This is a genomic window from Streptomyces pseudogriseolus, from assembly GCA_002154585.1.
In the GTDB taxonomy this organism is placed as follows: Bacteria; Actinomycetota; Actinomycetes; order Streptomycetales; family Streptomycetaceae; genus Streptomyces; species Streptomyces pseudogriseolus.
Genome location: MUNG01000719.1, coordinates 1 through 840 on the forward strand (window position 1 = coordinate 1; position 840 = coordinate 840).

An 840-nucleotide genomic window follows, 5' to 3' on the forward strand; every position below is an offset into this window, starting at 1 on the left:
GGGCAGGTCGGCGATCCGGCCCGCCCCGTCCGTGACCCGGTCCAGGGTGGCGTCGTGGAACGCGACGAGCCGGCCGTCACGCGTGGCGTGGACATCGGTCTCGATGTACCGGTAGCCCGCCTCGACGGCGCTCCGGAACTGCCGGACCGTGTTCTCCAGGCCGTCCGCGGCCCCGCCCCGGTGGGCGAAGGCGAGCGGTCCGGGATGGTCGAGGTAGGGGTGGCGTATCCGCGGGGTCACGACCGCAGTATCGCCCGCTCGGGTGTCCGGCCCGCAACGACGGTGCTGCCCCCGTCCGGGACGGGGACCGCGAAGACGCGCAGGAACAGCTGGGCGAGTGGGCCGATGGCCACCGCATACAGCACGGTGCCGACGCCGACCGTGCCGCCCAGCACGAAGCCGGTGACCACCACGGTGATCTCGATGGCCGTGCGGACCAGACGCACCGACAGGCCCGTGCGCCGGTTCAGCCCCGTCATCAGCCCGTCGCGCGGCCCCGGGCCGAACCGCGCCGCGATGTAGAGGCCGGTCGCCGCGCCGTTCAGCACGATCCCCGCCGCCATCAGCGCCACCCGCACCGCCAGGCCGTGCGCGTCCGGCACCACGGCCAGCGTCGCGTCCATCGCCACGCCGATCACCAGCACGTTGGAGATCGTGCCGAGCCCCGGCCGCTGCCGCAGCGGGATCCACAGCAGCAGGATGGCCGCGCCCAGCGCGGTCAGCACCACGCCCATCGACAGTCCGGTGCGCTCGGACAGGCCCTGGTGCAGGACGTTCCACGGTTCGAGCCCGAGGCCTGACCGCACCAGCAGCGCCGAGCTGGCCCCGTACAGGGCCAGG

General features: G+C 74.2%; 2 protein-coding genes. Both read right to left on the reverse strand.

Features of this window, described 5'->3' with window-relative positions; translation table 11 throughout:
* On the reverse strand, positions 1-240 hold a 240-nt coding region (locus CCN29_RS34315; protein ID WP_442538697.1), incomplete at its 3' end, for a glycerophosphodiester phosphodiesterase.
* Positions 237-839, reverse strand: coding sequence for a membrane protein YczE (yczE, locus tag CCN29_RS34320; RefSeq protein WP_442538698.1), 603 nt, complete (start codon positions 837-839; stop codon positions 237-239). The genes CCN29_RS34315 and yczE, both read right to left, overlap by 4 nt.
* Position 840: the final 1 nt, after the last annotated feature.